Here is a 21,190-nt window from a genome sequence, read left to right as displayed (position 1 = left end):
GACACACCGGAAACGGTCACCGAGGTTGCGAGGTTACGGATTCACCCACGACCCGCCTCGGCCACCCGGGCCAGCAGCAACGCCTCGGCGAGGCAGACCCGGGCGAACTCACCCAGGTGCAGGCTCTCGTTCGGCCCGTGAGCCCGGGCGTGCGGGTCCTCCACCCCGGTCACCAGGATCGCCGCCTGCGGGAACATCTCCTGGAAGGTGGCGATGAACGGGATGGAGCCACCAACCCCGATCTCCACCGCGTCGGTGCCGTCCCAGGCGGCACGCAACGCCGACCGGGCGGCGTCGAACATCGGGCCGCTGGCGTCGATGACGCAGGGCGCACCCTCCTGCTCGAAGGTCACCTCGACCTGTGCGCCCCACGGCGCGTACTTCTCGAGGTGGGCGCGAAGCGCCGCGTACGCCTGCTTCGGCTCGTCACCCGGCGCCAGCCGTACGCTCAGCTTGGCCTTGGCCGACGGGACCAGCGCGTTCGGCGCCTCGCCGGTGGCCGGGGCGTCGATGCCGAGCACCGCGAGCGCCGGCTTGGTCCACAGCCGGTCGGTGATCCGGCCGGTGCCGAACAGCTGCACGCCCTCGGCCAGCCCGGCCTCGGCGCGGAACCGGTCCTCCGGATAGTCCACCCGGGCCGCCTCCTTGCCGACCAGCCCCGCCACCGCCACGTCTCCGGCGTCGTCGTGCAGCGTGGCCAGCAGCCGGACCAGGGCGGTGAGCGCGTCCGGTACCGCACCGCCGAACATGCCGCTGTGCACGGCCTGGTCCAGGGTGCGCAGCTCCACGAAGCAGTTGACGATGCCGCGCAACGACGTGGTGAGCGCCGGTAGGCCGACATCCCAGTTGGCCGAGTCGGCGATCACGATGACGTCGGCGTCGAGCTTGTCCCGGTGCTCGGCCAGCAGTCGCTCCAGCGAGTCGGAGCCGTACTCCTCCTCACCCTCGACGAACACGACCACCCCGACCGGCAGCCGGTCGCCGAACGCGCGCAGCGCCGCGATGTGCGCCATGATGCCCGCCTTGTCGTCGGCGGCACCCCGCCCGTAGAGGCGGCCGTCCCGCTCGACCGGCACGAACGGGTCCGACTCCCACAACGCCGGATCGCCGATCGGCTGCACGTCGTGGTGGGCGTAGAGCATGACGGTCGGGGCACCCGGAGGTGCGGCCTTGCGGCCGATGACCGCGGGCTGACCACCGGCCCGGGCCACCTCCACGTCGAGGCCAACCCCGCGCAGCAACTCGGCGACCGCCTCGGCGGAACGCTCCACGTGCGCGTGGTCGAAGCCTTCGAAGGCGATGCCGGGAATGCGGACGAGCCGCTCCAGGTCGGCGCGGACGCCGGGCAGCTCCCGCGCCACGGCCTCCCGCAGCTCGGACTCGGTCATGATCGGTGTGGTCATGACCGGCATCGTATGTCGGCCTTACCGAGCCGGCGCGGGCGGCGTGACATCCCGACCCGGCAGGATCCGGCAGTAGTAGTCCGTCGGGTCGTGCGGTAGGGCGGGTGCGCCGTCGACCACCACATCGGCGCGGGCCTCGGTACCGTCGGCGGCGAAGTGAGCGCGCTCGATGACGTGCCAACGACGCAGCTCCGGCAGGATCTCCGGACCGTCCCGGCTGACCGCCCGGGTCAGCCGCAGCGGCTGCGGTGCGGTGACGAAGACCGCCAGGGTCAGGTCCACCACGGCGGCGGCCCGCGCCGCGCTGACCCCCTCCACGATGAGCACCGGCGCGACCGGAACCGGCACCGGGGCGGGCAGGAAGCACCGCCGCGTCCAGTTGTACCGGCGATAGGCACCGGCCTGTCCGGCCCGAACCGGGGCCAACACCTGCTCCTCCAGCCGGGGCCAGAAGCTGAGCTGGTCGGCCCACCCGTCGAGCAGGTCGTCGGTGTGCACCACCGGCGGGCGGGTGGTGTCGGACGTCGCGGCGAGGGCGTCGGCCAGGCGCGCCGCGAAGGCCGTCTTGCCCGCGCCGCTCGGACCGTCGACAGCCACCAACCGGGTACGCCCCAGCCGGGCCGGTCCCGCCAGCACCCTCCGGGCCAGCCCGGCGTACGCCTCGAAGCCCACCACCACGGGCACCGACGTTACCGATCGGGTTGTCCCCGGCCACTTCGGACCGCAGGGCCGCCGCCGAACGGCATGATCGTGGCGTGTCCCATTCCGTGATGAGTCCCGGTGTCGAGGCGTTGCTGGAGCAGGCCCGTGCGGGCATGACCCGGTTGACCCCGCAAGAGACGGTGCAGGCCGCCAGCCGGGGTGCGCTCGTGATCGACACACGCACCGACTTACAGCGTCGGGAGCAGGGCAACCTGCCCGGCGTCATCGTGATCGACCGGACGGTGCTGGAGTGGCGGCTCGACCCGGCCAGTGATTGGCGGATACCCGAGGCGACCGGGTACGACCTGGAGATCGTCGTGGTGTGCCGACAGGGCTACAGCTCCAGCCTCGCCGCCGCGAGCCTGCGCGCCCTGGGCCTGCACCGGGCGACCGACATGATCGGCGGGGTGGAGGCATGGCGCTCGGCCGGCCTGCCCTTCTCCGATCAGCCCGCCGACATCCGCTACTGACCGACCTCGGCAGCGGTCACCGTGCGGCGCGGACGTCGACGGGTGGCGCGCCGGGTGGTACGAACGGCAGGTCGACCGGTGGCCCGTCCTCGATGAGTCGCCACAGAGCCGGTGTGTCGAGGTGTTCCTCGACCAGGTCGCCGAGCAGGTCGAGACTGCGCTCGCGGGCGGCGGCGAAGGACGTGTCCAGCGCGACCCGGAACCCGGTACGCCCGGCGAGGCGGGCCACCCGGGTGAGGAACCAGCGACGGAACTCGTCCGACTCGAACGTGCCGTGCCAGTGGGTGCCGTGCACGACACCGTGCATCGCGCCCTCGTCGACGCCGCCGGTGTCACGCAGCAACGGGGTCAGCTGCGGGTCGGCGGTCGAGACGTACCCGTGGTGGATCTCGTACCCCTCGACCGGCAGGTGCCCGTCGACGCTGCCCGACGCGGGCCGGACGGTCTTGTCCCGGTCGAAGGTGATCTCGATGGGAAGCAGGCCGAGACCCGGCACCGTGCCCTGCCGGCTCTCCACCGGGTCGTGGATGGCGCGGGCCAGCATCTGGTAGCCGCCGCAGATGCCGAGCACCGGGCGACCCCTCGCCGCGTGGGCGGTGACGGCGTCCGCCAGACCCGTCTCGCGCAGCCAGGCCAGGTCGGCCACTGTCGACTTCGAACCGGGGAGCACCACCAGGTCGGCGGCGGCGAGTTCGGCGGGCTCGACGGTCAGCCGTACCCGCACCCCTGGCTCGGTCGCCAACGCCTCCACGTCGGTGGCGTTGCTGATCCGGGGCAGCCGTAGCACGGCCACGTCGAGCCACTCGGTGCCGCGCGGAGCGGCCGGACGGCCGAGCACCCGGCCGTAGGCGAGCGAGTCCTCCGCGTCGAGCCACAGGTCCAACGCCCAGGGCAGCACCCCGTACGTCGGGCGACCGGTGAGGTGCCGCAGCTGTGCCAGCCCGGGGGCGAGCAACTCCAGGTCACCCCGGAACTTGTTGACCACGAACCCGGCGACCAGTGCCTGGTCTGCCGGGTCGAGCAGGGCGAGAGTGCCGAACATGGCGGCGAACACGCCGCCCCGATCGATGTCACCGACCACGATCGTCGGAAGCCCCGCCTGCCGGGCCAGGCCCATGTTCACATAGTCGCCCTCGCGCAGGTTCACCTCGGCCGGGCTGCCGGCGCCCTCGCAGATCACCACGTCGTACTCCGACCGCAGCTCGGCCAGGGCCGTGTGGGCGGTCTCGGCGAGCCGGGGACGCAGCGTCCGGAAGCTGTCGGCGGTGATCGTCCCGACGGCCTCGCCGAGCAGCACCACCTGACTGGCCAGGTCGCTGCCCGGCTTGAGCAGCACCGGGTTGAACCTCAGGTCCGGCGCGAGCCCGCAGGCCGCCGCCTGCATCGCCTGAGCCCGACCGATCTCACCGCCCCGACCGTCCGGCCCGAGCACCACGGCGGAGTTGTTCGACATGTTCTGTGCCTTGAAGGGCGCCACCCGCACCCCGCGACGACGCAGCCAGCGGCAGATACCGGCGGTGAGCACACTCTTCCCGGCGTCCGAGGTCGTCCCGGCCACCAGAAGCCCACCGCTCACCTGCGACCCCACGTCCGGAGCATCCGAAGGCCCCGCAACCCTCCCGATGTCGGCAGCGCTCCCTGAGCCAGCATCCTTCGCGGCGTCGGCAGCGCCCGGGGAGTCGGCAGCGCTTGGCGGGTCCGGCGGGCAGCCGCGCCGATGAGCCGGCCGGCGGTCAGGGGATACACCGCCGCGATGCCGAGCGCCGTCAGGCCGACCGCCCGGGATATCCGCGCCGCCCGGACCAGGTGCCGCGCCTCGGGACGGGGACCGTCACCGAGGAACGGGCGCGCCTCCGTACGCCCGAAGTACACGTTGCGTCCGCCCAGCCGCACGCCCAGCGCTCCGGCCATCGCCGCCTCGCACTGCCCGGCATTGGGGCTGGGATGGTCGTCGCGGTCCCGCCGCCACACCCGCCAGGCCCGTTCCCGGTCACCTTTGCCCACCGACGCCAGCGCCACGGTCAGCAGACCGGTCAGGCGGGCGGGCACCAGGTTGAGCAGATCGTCCAGGCGGGCGGCCGGTGTGCCGAACCTGGCGTAGCGGATGTTGCGGTGCCCCACCATCGCGTCGAGGGTGTTCGCCGCACGGTAACCGAGCAGGCCGGGCAGCCCGGCGACCGCACCCCAGAACAGGGGGGCGACCACCGCGTCGGAGGTGTTCTCCGCCACCGACTCGACCGTCGCCCGGGCGATCTCGGGCTCGTCGAGCGTCGACGGGTCCCGCCCGCAGAGATGCCCGAGCCGCTGTCGCGCAGCCGGCAGGTCACCGCCGCGCAGGGACCGGCCCATCGACTTCGCCTCGTGGCGCAGGCTGCGCCCGCCCAGCACCGCCCAGGTGCCGACGGCGACCAGCGCGGCGCGGGCTACCGGCCGGTGCCGGGTGCCGACGGTGGCAGCCACCCCGATCGCCACCGGCACACCCACGCAGACCGCGGTGAAGATCCCACCGGCCAGCCGGTCGGGCCGGTAGAGGCGACGTTCCAGCGCAGCGGCGGCTCGACCGAAGCCGGACACCGGGTGGCCCCTGCGGGGATCACCGAACGCCGCGTCCAGCGCGTAGCCCACCACGAGTCCCGTCGCGTTCGCCACCGCCCCCGTGTGTCGCACGGCGTATCACCCCCGGGCAGCCAGCCTAGCCGAGCCGGACACCCCGACCGGCTCGGCCGGGCTCGCCCCTGCTGGCCGCGTGGTGCCGGGTGTCGCCGCCGTCGGCTGGGCGCTCTCACGCGTCGCTCAGACGGGCTGTGGCAGCCGTCCGCGCCCGCGCCGACCCCGCCTGGTCGCGGCATCGCCCGCCCCCGATTCCTCCGGGCGTACCGCCGACTCGGCCTCAGCCTCGGTGACCTCGTCGGGCACCGGGGTCAGATCATCCGGGACGTGCTCCCCGGCGACGTCGAACCCGTCGAACTCGACCGGCGGCAACCGGTCGGTGCCCGACGAGTCCGGACCACCCGTCGAACCCGGGTCGAGACCGTCCGCCCGAGCCGGGTCGAGACCGTTCGTCGGGGCCTGGTCGAGACCGCCTCTCGACGCCGGGGTGGGCACGTCGGCATGCCCGACCTCGAACCCGGGCAGGTCGGCCGCCTCGAAATCCTCGTCGACCGACCGGTGGTCGGGCCGGACCGGTGCCTCGTCGTGCGGCACCGGCTCGGTCGGCACTCCGTGCACGCGCTGCTCGGCGTCGGCGTCGACGTTCGTGCTGGTGGCCAGGGTGGGCCGGTTGCGCAGGAACCTGCTACGTCCCCGGGACAGGTCATGGCCGACCGCGACGGCTTCCAACTCGTACAGCGTGCGGTGGTTGCCGGCGTCGTCGATCCAGTCACGGGTGTAGAGCCGGCCGCAGACCACCACGGGATCGCCGACCATCACCGAGGCGGCAACTCCCTCGGCGAGCTTGCGCCAGCAGTTGACCCGTACGCGCAGGCTGTTGCCGTCGACCCAGCGCCCGCTGTCGCGGTCGAGGCGTCGGGCGGTCGAGGCGACCTTGAAGTTGGCCACCAACGTGTTGCTCTGGGTGGTGCGGCGCCACTCCGGCGCGGTGAGCACGTTTCCCACGATCGTCAGATACGTGTCGAACATCGTCTCCTCCAAGGGACGGGGGCGTGTCTTCGGCGAGTCGACTCGCCACCGAGAGTGCGGCCCGAAGACCCTCGCGGACAGCCCCGAAGGGGGCACCTGTGGACGACCGGACCATCTGTGGACAACCGCCTGATCAAGGTCCCGATGTGGTAGGTCGATCGGCTCTGGCTGGCGTACGGCCGAGAGCCGATGCTCGAACCGGGAGGCGGAAATGGTTACGTTCCGGACGGAGCCGCCCTGGGTAGAGATCTCTCCAACCGCACCCGTGAGCACGACGTCGAACGAAAGGTCAGCGATCATGATGATGACCAACAGCCGATCCACCCACGGGCAGGTGCGGCGATGAGCGCCGTGCGGGAACCCGCCACCGTCGCCAAGTGCCTCCGGCTCGGCGGAGGTTTCGCCGGCCGTGAGCGGGACCGCATCGTCGAGCAGTTCGCCACCCTCGACGCCCGGCTGGCCGGGTTCCACGCCGACGCCACCGACATGGAACTGTCGGTGAAGGACCGGGAGGCCAAGGGCCAGAAGGTGACCCTGGAGTGCTGGATCGCCGGCCGGCAGCGGATCGTTGCCACCTCGTCCGAGGAGGACCTGCACGCCGCGCTCAACGACGTCCGTGACGACCTGCGCCGGCAGTTGAACGACGCGAAGACCCGGCAGGAGCCCCGCAACAACAAGCACCTGCGGGTCAACGAGCCGCCCGGCCAGGCGGCTCCCACCGACGAGGTGAGTACGGCCGCACAGTAGGGGCTCACACCGAGTCCGGGGCGACCGACCAGTCGGGGCCCCCGCCCGCCGGGTGCGGGTGGGCGGGGGCTACCGCCCGGTAGTCGGTCGGCGTACCGTCGTCGGGGTGGAACCGGACGTGCTTGGCCCGCCCTACGAGCGGCACACCATCGACTTGGGCAGGGACGACGAGGGTCCGGTGGTGGCGACCCTGGTCCGTCGCCGGGCCGGGCGCCCCACCGGGCGCGCTGTGCTCTACGTGCATGGCTTCGTCGACTACTTCTTCCAGACCCACGTGGCCGACTTCTTCGCCGAACGTGGCTGGGACTTCTACGCCCTCGATCTGCGCAAGTACGGCCGCAGTCTGCTGCCGCACCAGACCCCGAACTTCTGCCGTGACCTCGGCGACTACTTCCCCGAACTGGACGCCGCCGCACGGATCATCCGTGACGAGGACGGACACGACACGCTGCTGGCGATGGGCCACTCCACCGGTGGCTTGATCGTCTCGCTGTGGGCCAGCGCCCGCCGCGACGCCGGGCTGGTCGACGGATTGGTTCTCAACAGTCCGTTCTTCGACCTCAACGCCCCCTGGTTCGTGCGGCGACCCCTCGCGGCCGCCGTCGCGCGCCTGGGCCGCAGGGCCCCGCACCGCATCATCCCGATCGGGCTCGGCACGGTGTACGGCGAGAGCCTGCACGCCGACCATCGCGGCGAATGGACGTACGACCTGGCGTGGAAGCCGCTCGCCGGTTTCCCCGTCCGGGCCGGTTGGCTCAACGCCATCCGCACTGGCCAGCGACGGCTACGCGCCGGGCTGGACATCCAGGTGCCGGTGCTGCTCGCCTGCTCGACCCGGTCGTTCCGGGGCACGAAATGGCAAGACGCGGCCACCCTGGCCGACGCCGTCCTCGACGTCGAGCACATGGTCCGCTGGGCGCCCCGCCTCGGCCCACACGTCACCGTGTCCCGCTTCGACGGCGGCATGCACGACCTCACGCTCTCCGGACCCGTCGTACGCCAGAAGGTCTTCGCCGAGGTGGGCCGGTGGGCCGAAGCCTTCCTCGGCGCCGGACCGACGGCGACCCACCCGATCCCGGCGCAGCCCACCGGCGACGACGGGCATCCGGCCGTCGGAGTCTCCTCCCCCACCGACGCCTGACCCCGCTGCGGCCGGTGTCCGGTCGCGCCACGGATACGACAGACGACCTGACCACCCGTTCCACCGGGCGAGGTCCCGGCGGCGGTACCCTTCTCGCGCGAAACCACGTTGCGCCCGTAGCTCAGCGGATAGAGCAGGGGACTTCTAATCCCAAGGCCGCAGGTTCGAATCCTGCCGGGCGCGCCCATGTCCTAGCAGCCCAGCCGCGTGCCGATCCCGGCCGGGCCGAACACCGGCTCCCCGTGCCGGGGTCAGCCGACGAGGTGGGTCCGACGCCGTCAGTTCCTGACCGGTGGCTCGTCGTCAGGGTCGAGGCACTGCCGGAGCAGGGTCAGGAGACCGTGTCCGTCCTCGGCCTGGGAGTCCGGTCGCAGGTCAGGGTGGGCCGGTTCGCGGTCGGTGCGCGGCGAGCGCATCAGGATGGCGGCACCGGCACCGGCCCGGCGAGCGCAGGCCACGTCGCGGTGCAGGCTGTCCCCGACGAACCAGCAGTCGCCGATCGATACGCCGACGGCGTCGGCGGCCAGCCAGGCCAGCCGGGGATTCGGCTTACGGAGCCCGGCCTCGTCGCTGTAGAACTCGGCCACGAACAGGTCGGACAGCCCGGCTGCGGCGAGGAAGTCCCGATGCGCCGCACCGCAGAGGGCGTTGCTGACCACCGCCATCGGCAGACCCGCATCGGCCGCGGCCCGCAGCGCCTCCGGAATGCCGGGCCGGACGTGCCACTCCGGTCGCCAGGCCCAGGCGTACGCCAGCGGGGTCGCCGCTTCCTCCACCGCCCTGCGGGCTGGTGCCGGCCAGGTACGGGTCACGAACTCCGCCCACACCCGGGAGTGGGGCAGCTCGATCGGATCGTCGGTACGCCCGACGTCGTCACGCCATCGGGCGTAGGCGCGGTCGCCCTCGGTCAGGTCGGCGACGATCTGCTCGACCGGCACCGTGCCGCCGGTCACGTCGAACAGCTGACGGACCAGGTCCGGCGGTGCCGCCGGTTGGCGTGGGGCGTCGGCCAGGACACCACCGAAGTCCAACAGGAGTGCGCGAGGCGACCGCAGCATGCCCTCATCCTCGCGCACCCGACCGGGCGCACTGCGGTCGGCATCGTCAATCTTGGACAGTTCCTGCGAGCAAGGAACGGCAACTGCCCAAGATTGACGGATGGCTCGGGTGGCTGGGCGACGTTCTGGGCGACGTGGGCGCGCGATCACGGTCCAGCGCGATCGCGGTCCAGCGCGATCACGGTCCGGCGCGATCACGGTCCAGCGCGATCACGGTCCGGCGCGATCACGGTCCGGCGCGATCACGATCCAGCGCGATCACGGTCCAGCGCGATCCATGGTCCGTCGGTCAGGGGCCGGGGTCGGATATCGCTGGCCGGAGTGTGCGGTCGGGCCGTACGGTCACGCCATGCGCGTGCGCGACGAACTGGCGACCGATCGAGACGCTGTCCACGAGTTGCACCGGCTGGCCTTCGGTGACCACGGGGAGATGGTGGTGGAGCTGGTGCGGGCGCTGCGCGACGACGATCCGGAGGCCCTGAGCCTGGTCGCCGAGTCCGAGGACGAGGTCATCGGGCACGTGCTGTTCACCCGCGGCCTGCTCGACGCGCCACGACGGCTCGTACAGGTGCAGGTGCTCAGCCCGCTCGCGGTCACGCCGCAGCGGCAGCGGCGCGGTGTCGGCGGCACGCTGGTCCGGCACGGCCTGCGGCTGCTCGACGAGCGTGGCGTACCGGCGGTCTTCCTCGAAGGCGACCCCCGGTACTACGCCCGTCTCGGCTTCGCCGCCGCCGAGGAGCTGGGTTTCCGCCGACCGTCGCTACGCATCCCGGCGCCCGCCTTCCAGGTCGCCAGGCTTTCCGGGTACGAGCCGTGGATGACCGGTACGTTCGTCTACTCGGCAACCTTCTGGGACCAGGACTGCGTCGGCCTACGGGACACCGACAGCGACTGAGCGTCACGGCCGGATAGCCCAAGGTCCACAATGGGGTGACCCAGGGTCATCGGAACCACTGCCGTGTGTTATTCTCCGGCGTCGATCTCCGCCGCGCGGACCCGGATCGGGTCGTTTGTCGCAAAGGACGCTTTCCCGATGCCGGCCTTGCCCGACCCGATCACGTCACCCGACGCGGTGGACCGTCCGGCCGCTGGCGCGTTCGCGTTCATCTTCACCCGGTTGCCGGCGCTACTGCGGCTCTCCTGCGGCCTGTTCTGCCTGGTGGTGGCGCTCGCCGTGCGTACCCCGCCGGTCCGTGCGGAACTGCTCCTGCCGGCCGTGGCGGTCCTGACCGGATGGTCACTCTGGTACGCGTCGCGCGCCTGGCGGAACGGCATCGGCGCGCCACTCGTGGCCGGCGACGTGGCGCTGACCAGCACCGCGTGCCTGGCCATCCCGGTCCTGGTCGCACCCGAGGTCCTGCCCGGTGAGGCCAGTTGGATCGCGGTCCTGGCCAGCACCACCGTGATCAACGCTCAGGCGACCGCACCGGCGTACTGGTCGATCCCGGCCGGGCTGCTCGTCGTCGCGGCGTACGCGACGGGTGCCTCCCTGGCGGGCAACCCGACCGAGGCGAAGGCCCACGCGACCACCCTGCTGGGCCAGATCGCCTGCACGGCGATGATGACCGCGTTGATGCGCCGACGTATCGCCCGGGCGGACGCGGCCTTCCTGACCGCCCAACGGGCCACCCGGCACGCGACGGTCGCCCGGATCGCCCGCAAGGCGGAGCGGCGACAGAACCGCGACCTGCACGACACCGTCCTGGCGACGCTCACCATGGTCGGGCAGGGCGCGGTGGGTGGATCCTCCACGGCGCTGCGCGAGCGGTGCGCCGCCGACCTGCGTACCCTCGCTGCCCTGGCCGAGGCTCGCTCGGTGCCGCACGACGCGAGCGCCCGCCTGGACGAGCGCCTCCGGGCGGTGCTCGCCCGGCTGCCCAACCTGCCGGCCGTCGCCGACCTGCCGCCGTGCACGGTGGCGGCGGTCGTCGCGGAGGCCATCGCGGAGAGCGCGTACGCCGCGCTGGCCAATGTGGCCAACCATGCCCCCGGCGCGCGGGCGACACTGCGGCTACGCCGGTTCGCCGGCACCGTCACGGTCGAGGTGGCCGACAACGGTCCCGGCTTCGACCCGGCCACCGTGCCGCTCCACCGCTACGGTCTGCGCGAGTCGGTACGCGGCCGGATGGCGACGATCGGCGGGCGAGCCGACATCGACTCCGCCCCCGGCGAAGGCACCCGGATCCGGCTGGAGTGGTCGGATGTCGGCTGAGCCGGGTACGACCTTCCTGTCACCGGGTACACGAGCGGTTCCGCTGCCGACCCTGCGGGTCACCGATGGGATCGACGAGGGCGGCGTCGTCCGGGCCGCCGCCGCGGTGGCCCGGACCTCGGACCGGGGTGCCCGGATCGCCGCGGTCACCATCGCGCTGGTCTGGCACCTGGCCATCGGGCTGCCGGCGGTGCTGGCGGCCGGGTCGACGCTGACCGTGCCCGAGGTGGTGCTCGGTGCCTGGGTGCTGGTGGCGGGGTTGGGCGTGTTCGCCGGGATCCGGCTGCTCCGCGACGCCCCGCTGCCTCCGGCGCCGCTGGCCGCGCTGCTGCTGGTCGTCGACGTGGCGGTCTTCGCCGCGGTGGGTCGGTCCCTGCTGTTCAGTCCGGCGAACTGGGTGTGGGGCACCCTCGCCTGGTTCTTCCTGGTGGTGCTCTGGGGGCAGCCGGTGCACCGCCTGCTCGCCATGTTGGCCGCCCACGCGGCCACCGCGCTCAGCGCCGTCGTGCTCTACGGGGCGACGGACGCCGCCGATCTGGCCCGCGCCACGATGGCGTTCTACGGCACGTCGTCGCTGCCGGTGGCGGTCTTCGTCGGTGCGGCGGCGCTGGCCGCGTTGTCCCGGGAGCGGGCCGCCACAGCGGCGGCCACCAACGCGGTGCTGGCCGAGCGGGAGGCCGCCGAACAGGCCCAGCACGAACGAGGTGAGCGGCTGGAACTGGTCAGTCGAGCCGCCAGCGAGGTGCTGACCGACCTGGCCCAGGGGCTGGTCGACCCGACCGACCCGCAGGTACAACGGCGCTGCGTACGGGCCGCCGCCCGGTTGCGTCGCCTGATCGCCGAGTCCGACGACGTGCCACACCCGTTGCTGCACGAGCTGCGGGCCGCAGCCGATCTTGCCGAACGGAACGGTATTTCGATCGACCTGGTCACAATTGGTTCACCGCCACCGTTGCCGGTGTGGGTTCGCCGGAGTCTGGCCGACCCGCTCACCGCCAGCCTCGCTGATGCCCAGGACTGGGCCCGGTTGACAGTCGTCTCCGGTCCCGACGAGGTGGTGGTCAGTCTTGTCACACCCGACCGGGACGGCCCGGACACGACCGGGCATCCAGCGGAGGACGGCGACGGGCAGGTAGAGCACCTCTACGAACGGGACGGGAATATCAGATGGACGCAGACGCGCTGGCACCGGTGACGCCGGGACGGCCCGTCGGGGTGGCGATCGTGGACGACCACCCGGTGGTCATCGACGGGGTACGCGCCTGGCTCGCCACCGAGCCACGGCTGACCGTGCTGGCCACCGGCGACAACCCGGACGAGGTGTTGCGGGCCGCGCCGGAGGCCGACGTGATCCTGCTCGACCTTCGGTTGCGCGGGCGGCTGGTGCTGGACAAGCTGGCCGAGCTGAGCGCCGCCGGGCGACGGGTGGTGGTCTACTCCGAACATTCCGACCCGAACACCATGCTGGCCGCGCTGGACGCCGGGGCGGTGGCGTTCCTCGCCAAGCACGAGGGGCGGGAACACTGCGTGGCTACCGTGCTGGACGCGGCGAGCGACCGGCCGTACGTCGCGCCGGCGCTGGCCGGGGCGATGGTCGGCGATCCGCGACCCGATCGGCCGGTGCTGTCCGACAAGGAGCGTGAGGCGCTGCTGCTGTGGTTCCAGTCGATGTCGAAGGCGTCGGTGGCGCGGCGGATGCGGATCAGTGAGCACACCGTCAAGCAGTACGTCGATCGGGCGAGGATCAAGTACACGCGCGCGGGTCGACCGGCCGCCACAAAGGCGGCACTGCTTGCCCGCGCGATCGAGGACGGGCTAGTCCGACCGGAGGAGATCGGCATCTACCGGTCGCGGGCGGCGACCGATCAGCCGACCCCCTAACAGGCGTCATGACAGCACAGGCCGCCTTCGGCGAGGCTCGTGGATAGCTGCCGTCTGCACCGGAGGTCCCGACGATGCACGATGACGCCTCTCCGTTCTTCATCGCACCACACCGATTCGACGCGGTCGACGACGGCACGGGCCCGGTGCTCGACCGGCGGCACGGGCTGGTGCCGGAGACAGGCGAGCACGTGCTCGACCACCACCGGGTGGATGTGGCCGGCTACCTGCTCGGCCCCAGCGAGACCTACCGCACCTGGACGCTGCCGGCCCCGGTCGCCGTCACGGTCACCGATCACCGACTGACGTACGTGGGCGCGGGTAGCCACCTCGCGCTGGTGGGAGCCGCACGCCGTGCCCCGGCCCGGCTGCCGGGGCTGGTCAGCGGGCAGATCCGCTGGCAGTGGCCGTCCCGGTTGGAGTGGTTGCCGGCGGTCGACGGCAACCCGGCGACCTTGCTGGTGATCTGCGACGCGCTACGTACGATCCGACAGCCGGCGCTCGCCCTGACCGGCCCCGACGACCGCATCGGTGAACTCGCCCGGCAACTCCGCCATGCGATCGCCACGTTCCGGCTGGTCCGGCCGGAACTGGTGGACCTGTCCCCACCGGAGCGGGACGCGCTGGCCCGCCTGGCCCGGACCGCGTCGCTGCCCCGCACGGGGCGGGTGCTGCTGCCCGGCGCCCTACCTGTGGAGTTCCACTCCCGCGACGACTACTACCGGCCCAGGCACGCCGAGGACCAGCCGTACGACGCGGCGTCCGGGCAGCAGTAGACAGCTGCGGCGGCGGGGGTCACCGGGTCGACGAGGGCCGCTCCTCGGCGTCGAGCGCGAGGGCCTCCTGGGGAGTCGGCGCGGTGCCGCCGAGGTGCGCGGGCAGCCACCACCGGTCCTCCGGCGAGGCCGGCTGGTCCGGGTACTCCCGCTGTGCCCGGTCGACCAGCGCGGTCAGCCTGGTGCGCAGGTCCTCGGTCATCGCGGCGGGGTCCGGGTACCCGCTGGGGTCCATCGGCTCGCCGACCAGGATGGTGACCGGCGTGTGGCGGCGGGTGAGCGTACGCGGACGCCCCTTCGTCCACAGCCGTTGGGTGCCCCAGAGCGCGACCGGCAACACCGGCACCTGCGCCTCGCGGGCCATTCGGGTGGCCCCGCTCTTGAGTTCCTTGACGGTGAAGGAGCGACTGATGGTGGCCTCGGGGAAGAGGCCCACCACCTCCCCCGCCCGCAGCGCCCCGACGGCGGCGGCGTACGAGTCGGCCCCGGCCCGCCGGTCCACCGGGATGTGGCGCATGCCGCGCATCAGCGGCCCCGACACCCGGTGCCGGAAGACGGAGTCTTTCGCCATGAAGCGGACGAGTCGCCGGGATTCCAGGGCGCCGAGGCCGCAGAAGATGAAGTCCAGGTAGCTGACGTGGTTGCTGGCCAGCACCGCCCCGCCGGTGCGGGGGACGTGGTGGTCGCCCTCGACGGTGAGCTTCAGGTCGAGGACCCGGAACATCGTCTTGGCGGCGGCGATCACGGGCGGGTACACGAGTTCCGGCATTCCGGAACTTTACCCCGAGTAGGTTACGCGCTGGTAGGGACAGGTCCACGGGGCGCCCGCCGCCGGTAGGGGGCAGTGGTCGTTCACGGCCCCGGCCGGGTCGCCCGTCGTCCGCCCTTCGGGCAACCCGGCCGCGCCGCTCAATCGGCGAGCTGGTCCAGGTCCAACCGGCCACGGGCGAAGGCGTCCACCCGGCCCCACCGGCCCGGGATGTCCAGCACCTCGATCCGCCCCATGCCGATGGGCAGTCGGGGCTCGACCGCCAGATGCCCCTCGTGTGGTTCCAGGCCGAGCATCGTACGCAGCAACAGCAGCGGCGCCCCGGTCGACCACGCCTGCGGACTACACGCCGTCGGATACTCCACCGGGAACTTCGTCTGCTCGCGTGGGTAACCGCCGAACGCCTCCGGCAACCGACCGTCGAAGTACCAGGCGGCGTCGAGGATGCCGCTGGCGATCATGGCGGCCTCCTCCGGGAAGCCGTACCGGCGCAGACCCCAGGCGCAGAACGAGCTGTCGAAGGGCCAGACGGTGCCGTTGTGGTAGCCGATGGGGTTGTAGCGCACCTCGCCCTCGGCCAGGGTCCGCACCCCCCAGCCGGTGAACAGCCGTGGCCCGACCAGGTGCTCGGCGATCCGCTCGGCCCGGTCCTCGTCGACGATGCCGCTCCAGAGCAGGTGACCGATGTTGGAGCTGAGCACGTCACACTGGCGACCGTCCCGGTCCAGCGCGAGCGCGTAGTAACCGCCGTCCTCGACCCACCAGTCCCGGTTGAACCGCTCCTTCAGGGCCGCGGCCTCCCGCTCCAGTTGATCGGCGTACGCCGGGTCGTCCCAGAACTCGCGGGCCAGCCGCGCGCCGCGCATCTTCGCGTCGTACGCGTACCCCTGCACCTCGCAGGTGGCACGCGGAAACGGCGGTAGCGTGCCGTCGCGGTAGGAGATGGAGTCCCAGGAGTCCTTCCAGCACTGGTTCTCCAGGCCGGTCTCGGTGTTCCGCCGCTCGTACCAGATGTAACCGTTGCCGACCAGGTCGGCGTAGTCGTCGATCCACCTGAAGGCCCGCCGGCATTCCTGCTCCAACTCCTTGACCAGCGCGGCGTCTCCGCTCCACTGCTCGTACTCGTCGAGCAGCACCACGAACAGCGGCGTCGCGTCGACCGATCCGTAGTACGGCGAGTGCGGCTGCTCCTCGAACGCGGCGGTCTCGCCGTAGCGCATCTCGTGCAGGATCCGGCCCGGATCCTCCTCCCGGAAGTCGTCGAACCGGGTGCCCTGGAGCGAGCCCAGGACCCGCAGTGTGGTCGCGCTCAACTCCGGGGTGAACGGCAACGTCTGCAAACAGGTCAGGATGCTGTCCCGACCGAACATGGTCATGAACCAGGGCAGACCGGCGGCGGGGATGTTCTGGCCGCCCAGGGAGAGCGGCGAGAAACGCAACGCCGCCAGGTCGACGATGCACTTGCGGTACGTCGCGGCCACCTCGTCGTGCTCACTGTTCACCTTCGGCGCCTTGGCGATCCACTCTTCGAGGTCCTGTTGCAGGGTGAGCCGCTCGCTGCCGTGCACCCGCAACCCGAGGCGGAGGTCCCGGCCGCCCGGACCGATGGCCAGGGTCTGCACGTCGATGCCGGTGTCCCACTGCTCGTTCGGCTCCAGATGGATCGAGTACACGAAGCCGTTGCGGTCGTACCGGGCCGGCTCCGAGGACGAGATGACGGTCTCCCGCCTGAAGTTGCCGCGCCGGTAGCCCAGACGCAGCCGGTCCGCTTCGACCTCGGCGTAGATCTCCCCCTTCTTGTTGAGGATCTCGTCCTTGACCTCGAACAGGTCGGCGAAGTCGCAACCGGCGTCCATCCGGATCTCCAGATCGACCGCCTTCTCGTCGTGGTTGAGGATGGTGATGTGTTCCCGGAAGCTGTTACCGACCGCCCGTTCCCGGATGATCGACAGCTTCGCGTCGACGTAGTGGGTGGCCAGGCCGGGCACCAGGAAGAAACGCGACTCGTAGTACTGGAGGTCGTCGTAGGAGAGGGCGTTGAGTCGCTCGCCGTTGACCGTGAGCACCCACTTGGAGAGGAACCGGGTGTCGATGGAGAACAGGCCGGTCGGCTCGGTCGGTGTCGCCTCGATGTCCCCGGTGGGCTCGCAGACGACGAAGTTGTTGCCGTCGAGGATCCGTACGGTGTGGCTGGGTGGCATCACTGCACCCCCTTCCGGTAGCGCTGTGGCCCCCGGGAGTTCGCCGAACCGGGGAAGATCCGTTCCATCTGCACCACCAGGCGCCCGTCACCGGTGACCGTCATGTCCCCCCGCAGCAACGCCGCCAGACCGTTCTCGCGGCCGCTGACCAGTTCCTCGAAGAGCGCGGGGCTGGTGCCGACCACCGTGTCCGCTTCCATGTCCTCCCGGCTGACCTTGATGTTGCCCCGATCGATCCGCACCAGCCAGTGCAGGGTCTGCGGCCCCTCGTGCAGGTCGAAGCGCAGGGCTCCGGAGACCTTGGCCAGCACGGGCTCGTATCCCCGCTGGTCGAGGTCCTCGAAAAACCGCGTAGTCGCATCCCCCATCGGGCCCTCCTCCCGGTCGCTCGTGTCACGGAAGGGTCCCCGCCGCCCGGTTGCTCAACCTCACCCGCTTGGGGTGAACTCGCCCGGTGGCCCGAGCGGCCCGGCCGGGTCCGGCGCGAACGGCACGAAGCCGGCTCCCGCTCGGGAACCGGCTTCGGGTCGGTGCGACGCTCAGTTGTTGGGGTCGTCCGCGCTGATGTCGGCCAGCACCGACTGTGGCTCCCGCTCGACCGCCAGGTCACCCATGGACACCAGGCCGATCAACCGGCCGTCCTCCACCACGGGCAGCCGGCGCACGGCGTACGTCCGCATCAGGTCGGCGGCGGCGACCGCGTCGTCGTACTGGCTCACCGTCACCACGTCCTTGGTGGTGATCTGGTTCAGCCGGGTGCTCTCCGGGTCCAGGTTCTCCGCCACGCCTCGGACCGTGATGTCCCGGTCCGTGACGATGCCGACCACGTTGTCGCCATCCGTCACCACCACGTCACCGATCGCCGAGTCACGCATCTCCTGAGCCGCCGCGACAAGCGTGGCGTTGCCGTCCATGGTCACCAACCGGGTCGTCATGAACTCTCCGACCGTTGTCATGGCGCCTCCCTCTGGGTGTCAGGCAACCACGGGTCTACCCGACCACCGCCACCAGTAACGTGGCCGGTCAGCCACGCGGCGGCACACCGTACCGGCGCTCCACGCGCAGCCGCAGCGCCAGCCGCCGTTCGGCCACCATGGCCCGACGGAAGTCGTCCCAGTCCGGATGTTCCCCCTGCACCGCGCGGTACAGGTCGACCAGTTCGGCGACCGTGTCGTCGCCCGGATCCGCCGCGACCGGGGTCAGCTCGGCCCGCACCTCGGCCACCGCGTACGCCCAGCCGTCCTCGCTGGAGACGTGGAAGCTGGCCCGCGGGTCACGACGCAGGTTGGCCGTCTTCGCCCGGCCGTCGGTGACCGACACCCTGATCAGCCCGGCCACCCGGTCGTACGCGTAGACCACGTTGGACAGTTGCGGCCGACCGTCGCGCCGGATGGTCGCCAGCACCCCCAGCGACCGGCTGGCGATCAGATCGTCCAGGGCACGTTCGACCTGTTCCTCGGTCACGGCATCCTCCGGATCGGGCGTCAGCCTTCGGCGGCGACCAGCTCGGCGAGCTGCACGGCGTTGAGCGCGGCTCCCTTGCGCAGGTTGTCGTTGGAGCAGAACAGCGCCAAGCCGTGCTCGGCGGTCTCGTCGGCGCGGATCCGGCCGACGAAGGTCGGATCCTGACCGGCGGCCTGCAACGGGGTCGGCACGTCGGAGAGCGCCACCCCGGGCGCGTCGACGAGCAGCTCGTACGCCCGTTGCGCGCTGATCGGCCGGGCGAACCGGGCGTTGATCTGGAGCGAGTGACCGGTGAAGACCGGCACCCGCACACAGGTGCCGGAGACCTTCAGATCGGGAATCTCCAGGATCTTGCGGGTCTCGTTCCGGAGCTTCTGCTCCTCGTCGGTCTCCGCCGACCCGTCGTCGACGATCGAGCCGGCCAGCGGGAGCACGTTGAAGGCGATCGGCTGGGCGAAGGAGCGGGGAGCGGGGAACTCCACCGCGGCACCGTCGAAGGTGAGCCCGGTGGCGTTCTCGGCCACCTTGCGGACCTGCTCGTCCAGTTCGGCGACGCCGGCCAGACCGGCACCGGAGACCGCCTGGTAGGTGGCGACGACCAGGGCGACCAGTCCCGCCTCGGCGTGCAGCGGGCGCAGCACCGGCATCGCGGCCATCGTGGTGCAGTTCGGGTTGGCGATGATGCCCTTGGGCCGTACGGCGGCGGCATGCGGGTTGACCTCGGCGACGACCAGCGGCACCTGCGGGTCCATCCGGAACGCCGAGGAGTTGTCGATGACGACCGCACCCGCGGCGGCCACCCGTGGCGCCAGCTCCTTCGCCGAGCCCTTACCGGCCGAGAAGAGCACGATGTCCAGCCCCGAGTAGTCCGCGGTGGCCGCGTCCTCGACCGTGATCTCCTCGCCGCGCCACGGCAGCGTACGCCCCGCCGAACGGGCGGAGGCGAACAACCGCACCTGCTCCGCCGGGAAGTTGCGCTCCGCCAGCACCTGCCGCATCACGCCACCGACCTGGCCGGTGGCTCCCACAATGCCGATCCTCATGCCCGCGAGGCTACCCAGCCTGACACCCCGGCCGGGAATGCTTTCCCACCGCTGGGACCAGCCAGGGAAGGGCGAGGCGGACCGCTGCGGGACAGTAGCCCTTCGCCGGCCGGTTCCGCCGGAAGAACACCGCCACACCACCGGGGCCGGCCGCAGCATCTCAGCCCGGCCCCCGGTCGACCGCGACCGACGTCACAGTCGGGGCCGACCCACCGGGTTGACCCCGGGGGCCGGCCTCCGGCCGGTCAGCCCGCCGCCGGATGATCGATCAGCTCACCCAGACCGGTCGCCACCAGTTCGTCCCTGATCACCGCGGCGTCGCCCTCCACCACCAGGGTCAGCGACTCCGGGTGCAGGTGCGTCGCAGCCGCCGCCGAGACCTGGTCCACCTGCGCGGCGAGCAGTTCCTCCCGCAGCCGGGCGTGGTAGTCGTCCGGCAGGTCGTGCACCACCAGCGTGCTCAGCGCTCCGGCGATCGCCCGGGGGCTCTGCAACTCGACCGAGAGCTGGCCCGCCCGCCAGGACCGGGCCACCGCCAGCTCGTCCTCGGTCACCCCACCCGACTGGGTACGCGCGATCTCACCGACCGCCTCGACCAGCGCCGGAGCGGTGACGGCGGTCTGCACACCGGAGCTGACCGCGAACCGGCCGAACCGACGGGACGAGGCGAAATCCCCCCGGATGCCGTACGTGTAGCCGCGAACCTCCCGGATGAGGTGGTTCAGCCGCGAGGTGAACGCCCCGCCGAGCACCGTGCCGGCGAGCGCGATCGGCACGTGGTCCGGATGCGCCCGGTGCGGCCCGGGATGACCGAGCCGCAGCGTGGACTGCACCGAACCGGGCCGGTCGACGAGGATGATCCGCCGCCCGGTACGCACCGGCACCTCGATCGGCGCACCCCGGTCCACCGGCCCACCGCCGGTACCGGCGAACGCCGTCGCGGCGAGGGCGTCCAGGTCGAGCCGGTCCAGGTCACCGGCGACGACGAGGGTGCCCGGGCGGATGAACCACTCCGAGTGGAAGACGGTGACGTCCTCCACGTCCAGACCGGCCACCGAGTCGGGGTCGCCGTACATCGGCCGGCCCCACCGGTTGCCGGCACCGAACAGGTCGGCGCGTAGCGCCGCGTCGGCGCGTGGTCCCGGGTTGGCCCAGTCCATCCGCAGCGCGGTGACCTCGTCGTCGCGTACCCGCCGCACGTCGTCCGGGTCCAACCTCGGGGTACGCACCGCCTCGGCGAGCAGCTCCACCGCCGCGCCCAGCCGACCCACCGGCACCTGAACGCTCGCCTGGAAGGTGTCCCAGTCCAGCCCGGTCACCAGCTCGGTGCCGAGCGCCTCGATGGCCAGCGCGTACGCGGTCGCGTCGCGCTGTGCGGTGCCCTCCTCCAGCGCCTTGGCCAGCACCCCGCCGAGCCCTTCCCGGCCCACCGGCTCCCGGCCAGCGCCCGCGTCGAGCAGCAGCATCGCCACGGCGAGGTTCTGCCGGGGCAGGTGCGCGGCGACGACCTGACCACCGGAGACGGACCGGCGGACCACCTGGGGGAAGCGGTACGGGCGGGCGATGCCCGGAGCGGGACGGTCAGCGATCAACGTCACTGGGCAATCCTTTCGTTCGCGACTGCGGGGCTCGCGACTACCGGGCCGCGACGACCCACCAGGCCGCGCCGCTCACTCCTCGCGCT

20 protein-coding genes, 1 tRNA gene and 1 pseudogene are annotated in these 21,190 nt (G+C 71.9%); 9 read left to right on the top strand and 13 right to left on the bottom strand.

Going from position 1 to position 21,190, the window contains the following annotated elements; genetic code table 11:
- Positions 1–41 precede the first annotated feature (41 nt).
- Both ACLQ2S_RS20020 and ACLQ2S_RS20015 read right to left on the bottom strand, forming a co-directional pair.
- Positions 42–1,388 (bottom strand): dipeptidase, encoded by a 1,347-nt coding sequence (locus ACLQ2S_RS20020; protein ID WP_196222595.1) that lies wholly within the window; start codon positions 1,386–1,388, stop codon positions 42–44.
- Positions 1,378–2,081 (bottom strand): annotated as a pseudogene (locus ACLQ2S_RS20015) (uridine kinase family protein); the annotation flags it as partial. The pseudogene ACLQ2S_RS20015 and the gene ACLQ2S_RS20020, both read right to left, overlap by 11 nt.
- 92 nt (positions 2,082–2,173) lie before the next feature.
- On the opposite strand from ACLQ2S_RS20015, the gene ACLQ2S_RS20010 reads away from it, so the two are divergent.
- Positions 2,174–2,575, top strand: a complete 402-nt coding sequence (locus ACLQ2S_RS20010) for a rhodanese-like domain-containing protein (RefSeq protein ID WP_155220933.1) — start codon at positions 2,174–2,176, stop codon at positions 2,573–2,575.
- A gap of 16 nt (positions 2,576–2,591) precedes the next feature.
- On the opposite strand, the gene ACLQ2S_RS20005 is transcribed toward ACLQ2S_RS20010, so the two are convergent.
- The 3 genes from ACLQ2S_RS20005 to ACLQ2S_RS19995 all read right to left on the bottom strand — a co-directional run bounded on the left by ACLQ2S_RS20005 (position 2,592) and on the right by ACLQ2S_RS19995 (position 6,214).
- Positions 2,592–4,151, bottom strand: coding sequence for a cobyric acid synthase (locus ACLQ2S_RS20005; protein WP_309223687.1), 1,560 nt, complete (start codon positions 4,149–4,151; stop codon positions 2,592–2,594).
- Entirely contained in the window at positions 4,148–5,224 is a 1,077-nt protein-coding gene (locus tag ACLQ2S_RS20000) for a cobalamin biosynthesis protein (RefSeq protein WP_309223688.1), read from the bottom strand. The genes ACLQ2S_RS20005 and ACLQ2S_RS20000 overlap by 4 nt, the downstream gene beginning before the upstream one ends.
- 144 nt (positions 5,225–5,368) lie before the next feature.
- Positions 5,369–6,214, bottom strand: coding sequence for a single-stranded DNA-binding protein (locus ACLQ2S_RS19995; protein ID WP_425702290.1), 846 nt, complete (start codon positions 6,212–6,214; stop codon positions 5,369–5,371).
- 342 nt (positions 6,215–6,556) lie between these two features.
- Between ACLQ2S_RS19995 and ACLQ2S_RS19990 the strand changes: the two genes are divergently transcribed.
- The 3 genes from ACLQ2S_RS19990 (at position 6,557) to ACLQ2S_RS19980 (ending at position 8,285) form a co-directional block, all read left to right on the top strand.
- A complete protein-coding gene (locus ACLQ2S_RS19990) occupies positions 6,557–6,961 on the top strand; it encodes an HPF/RaiA family ribosome-associated protein (protein WP_155220936.1) in 405 nt (134 codons plus the stop codon).
- A gap of 106 nt (positions 6,962–7,067) precedes the next feature.
- The gene (locus tag ACLQ2S_RS19985) at positions 7,068–8,102 is read left to right on the top strand and encodes an alpha/beta hydrolase (protein ID WP_425702289.1); all 1,035 of its coding nucleotides are present in this window, start codon (positions 7,068–7,070) and stop codon (positions 8,100–8,102) included.
- A 110-nt stretch (positions 8,103–8,212) separates the two neighbouring features.
- Positions 8,213–8,285, top strand: a tRNA-Arg gene (locus ACLQ2S_RS19980).
- Positions 8,286–8,380: 95 nt separating this feature from the next.
- Here ACLQ2S_RS19980 and ACLQ2S_RS19975 read toward each other — a convergent pair.
- Positions 8,381–9,160, bottom strand: a complete 780-nt coding sequence (locus tag ACLQ2S_RS19975; RefSeq protein WP_155221086.1) for an HAD family hydrolase — start codon at positions 9,158–9,160, stop codon at positions 8,381–8,383.
- 349 nt (positions 9,161–9,509) lie between these two features.
- On the opposite strand from ACLQ2S_RS19975, the gene ACLQ2S_RS19970 reads away from it, so the two are divergent.
- The 5 genes from ACLQ2S_RS19970 (at position 9,510) to ACLQ2S_RS19950 (ending at position 14,029) form a co-directional block, all read left to right on the top strand.
- Entirely contained in the window at positions 9,510–10,055 is a 546-nt protein-coding gene (locus ACLQ2S_RS19970) for a GNAT family N-acetyltransferase (protein ID WP_425702288.1), read from the top strand.
- Between the two features lie 138 nt (positions 10,056–10,193).
- Positions 10,194–11,372, top strand: a complete 1,179-nt coding sequence (locus ACLQ2S_RS19965) for a sensor histidine kinase (RefSeq protein WP_425702287.1) — start codon at positions 10,194–10,196, stop codon at positions 11,370–11,372.
- Positions 11,362–12,567: a hypothetical protein gene (locus ACLQ2S_RS19960; protein WP_155221092.1), complete on the top strand. Its 1,206-nt coding sequence runs from the start codon at positions 11,362–11,364 to the stop codon at positions 12,565–12,567. The genes ACLQ2S_RS19965 and ACLQ2S_RS19960 overlap by 11 nt, the downstream gene beginning before the upstream one ends.
- Positions 12,540–13,253, top strand: coding sequence for a response regulator (locus ACLQ2S_RS19955; RefSeq protein ID WP_155221094.1), 714 nt, complete (start codon positions 12,540–12,542; stop codon positions 13,251–13,253). The genes ACLQ2S_RS19960 and ACLQ2S_RS19955 overlap by 28 nt, the downstream gene beginning before the upstream one ends.
- A gap of 74 nt (positions 13,254–13,327) precedes the next feature.
- Positions 13,328–14,029 (top strand): hypothetical protein, encoded by a 702-nt coding sequence (locus tag ACLQ2S_RS19950; RefSeq protein WP_155221096.1) that lies wholly within the window; start codon positions 13,328–13,330, stop codon positions 14,027–14,029.
- A 19-nt stretch (positions 14,030–14,048) separates the two neighbouring features.
- Here ACLQ2S_RS19950 and ACLQ2S_RS19945 read toward each other — a convergent pair whose 3' ends face one another.
- The 7 genes from ACLQ2S_RS19945 to ACLQ2S_RS19915 all read right to left on the bottom strand — a co-directional run bounded on the left by ACLQ2S_RS19945 (position 14,049) and on the right by ACLQ2S_RS19915 (position 21,104).
- The gene (locus ACLQ2S_RS19945) at positions 14,049–14,798 is read right to left on the bottom strand and encodes a lysophospholipid acyltransferase family protein (RefSeq protein WP_155221098.1); all 750 of its coding nucleotides are present in this window, start codon (positions 14,796–14,798) and stop codon (positions 14,049–14,051) included.
- A gap of 140 nt (positions 14,799–14,938) precedes the next feature.
- Complete coding sequence (locus tag ACLQ2S_RS19940) at positions 14,939–16,999, bottom strand: amylo-alpha-1,6-glucosidase (protein ID WP_155221100.1); 2,061 nt, start codon at positions 16,997–16,999, stop codon at positions 14,939–14,941.
- Positions 16,999–17,367, bottom strand: coding sequence for an SCP2 sterol-binding domain-containing protein (locus ACLQ2S_RS19935; protein WP_155221102.1), 369 nt, complete (start codon positions 17,365–17,367; stop codon positions 16,999–17,001). The genes ACLQ2S_RS19940 and ACLQ2S_RS19935 overlap by 1 nt, the downstream gene beginning before the upstream one ends.
- A 171-nt stretch (positions 17,368–17,538) precedes the next feature.
- Complete coding sequence (locus ACLQ2S_RS19930; RefSeq protein ID WP_155221104.1) at positions 17,539–17,955, bottom strand: CBS domain-containing protein; 417 nt, start codon at positions 17,953–17,955, stop codon at positions 17,539–17,541.
- A gap of 67 nt (positions 17,956–18,022) precedes the next feature.
- On the bottom strand, positions 18,023–18,463 hold the full coding sequence (locus tag ACLQ2S_RS19925; protein ID WP_309223689.1) for a PPOX class F420-dependent oxidoreductase: 441 nt from the start codon (positions 18,461–18,463) through the stop codon (positions 18,023–18,025).
- A 20-nt stretch (positions 18,464–18,483) separates the two neighbouring features.
- Positions 18,484–19,506, bottom strand: coding sequence for an aspartate-semialdehyde dehydrogenase (locus ACLQ2S_RS19920; protein ID WP_155221108.1), 1,023 nt, complete (start codon positions 19,504–19,506; stop codon positions 18,484–18,486).
- A 245-nt stretch (positions 19,507–19,751) separates the two neighbouring features.
- Positions 19,752–21,104 (bottom strand): M16 family metallopeptidase, encoded by a 1,353-nt coding sequence (locus tag ACLQ2S_RS19915; protein ID WP_425702286.1) that lies wholly within the window; start codon positions 21,102–21,104, stop codon positions 19,752–19,754.
- Positions 21,105–21,190 lie beyond the last annotated feature (86 nt).

This window comes from Micromonospora sp. DT48 (genome assembly GCF_049844495.1).
GTDB lineage: Bacteria > Actinomycetota > Actinomycetes > Mycobacteriales > Micromonosporaceae > Micromonospora.
The sequence above is the reverse complement of the archived record's forward strand: the minus strand, read 5'-3'. Positions and strand labels throughout refer to the sequence as shown.

Excerpts from the sequence above, each read along its gene's own strand:
- ACLQ2S_RS19950 (WP_155221096.1), top strand. The coding sequence starts at position 13,328 with ATGCACGATGACGCCTCTCCGTTCTTCATCGCACCACACCGATTCGAC.
- ACLQ2S_RS19935 (WP_155221102.1), bottom strand. The coding sequence starts at position 17,367 with ATGGGGGATGCGACTACGCGGTTTTTCGAGGACCTCGACCAGCGGGGA.
- ACLQ2S_RS19975 (WP_155221086.1), bottom strand. The coding sequence starts at position 9,160 with ATGCTGCGGTCGCCTCGCGCACTCCTGTTGGACTTCGGTGGTGTCCTG.
- ACLQ2S_RS19960 (WP_155221092.1), top strand. The coding sequence starts at position 11,362 with ATGTCGGCTGAGCCGGGTACGACCTTCCTGTCACCGGGTACACGAGCG.
- ACLQ2S_RS19990 (WP_155220936.1), top strand. The coding sequence starts at position 6,557 with ATGAGCGCCGTGCGGGAACCCGCCACCGTCGCCAAGTGCCTCCGGCTC.
- ACLQ2S_RS19970 (WP_425702288.1), top strand. The coding sequence starts at position 9,510 with ATGCGCGTGCGCGACGAACTGGCGACCGATCGAGACGCTGTCCACGAG.
- ACLQ2S_RS19955 (WP_155221094.1), top strand. The coding sequence starts at position 12,540 with ATGGACGCAGACGCGCTGGCACCGGTGACGCCGGGACGGCCCGTCGGG.
- ACLQ2S_RS20010 (WP_155220933.1), top strand. The coding sequence starts at position 2,174 with ATGAGTCCCGGTGTCGAGGCGTTGCTGGAGCAGGCCCGTGCGGGCATG.
- ACLQ2S_RS19965 (WP_425702287.1), top strand. The coding sequence starts at position 10,194 with ATGCCGGCCTTGCCCGACCCGATCACGTCACCCGACGCGGTGGACCGT.
- ACLQ2S_RS19930 (WP_155221104.1), bottom strand. The coding sequence starts at position 17,955 with ATGACAACGGTCGGAGAGTTCATGACGACCCGGTTGGTGACCATGGAC.
- ACLQ2S_RS20020 (WP_196222595.1), bottom strand. The coding sequence starts at position 1,388 with ATGACCGAGTCCGAGCTGCGGGAGGCCGTGGCGCGGGAGCTGCCCGGC.
- ACLQ2S_RS19940 (WP_155221100.1), bottom strand. The coding sequence starts at position 16,999 with ATGCCACCCAGCCACACCGTACGGATCCTCGACGGCAACAACTTCGTC.
- ACLQ2S_RS19945 (WP_155221098.1), bottom strand. The coding sequence starts at position 14,798 with ATGCCGGAACTCGTGTACCCGCCCGTGATCGCCGCCGCCAAGACGATG.
- ACLQ2S_RS19920 (WP_155221108.1), bottom strand. The coding sequence starts at position 19,506 with ATGAGGATCGGCATTGTGGGAGCCACCGGCCAGGTCGGTGGCGTGATG.
- ACLQ2S_RS19995 (WP_425702290.1), bottom strand. The coding sequence starts at position 6,214 with ATGTTCGACACGTATCTGACGATCGTGGGAAACGTGCTCACCGCGCCG.